General features: G+C 58.2%; 1 protein-coding gene. It reads left to right on the top strand.

All coding sequences use genetic code 11. The features are described from left to right. Positions 1-237: hypothetical protein (locus tag AXE65_RS13910; RefSeq protein ID WP_204376565.1), on the top strand; the 237-nt coding region annotated here is incomplete at both ends.

Below are 237 nucleotides of genomic sequence, written 5' to 3'. Positions count from 1 at the left end.
CATGCTTTCCGCCGTGGGGCTTACCGGCGGCGGGCTGATCGGGCTGATCCAATGGCTGCGCGGACGCAAGCCCAGCCGTATCGAAAAAAAAGAAGACAGCGCAGTGTTTGAGTGCGCCGCAGCTCAAACCATAGAAACCTATACGGCAAGCCTGCTCACCGCCAAACTCTACGAATCCCACACAGTGCGCCAGTCGATGGCCAAAATCCTCAAGCCGCTTGAGCGCGAAGGTATCGA

Origin of the sequence: Ventosimonas gracilis (assembly GCF_001580025.1) — a bacterium.
GTDB lineage: Bacteria > Pseudomonadota > Gammaproteobacteria > Pseudomonadales > Pseudomonadaceae > Ventosimonas > Ventosimonas gracilis.
This window is presented reverse-complemented; position numbering and strand designations above follow the sequence as displayed.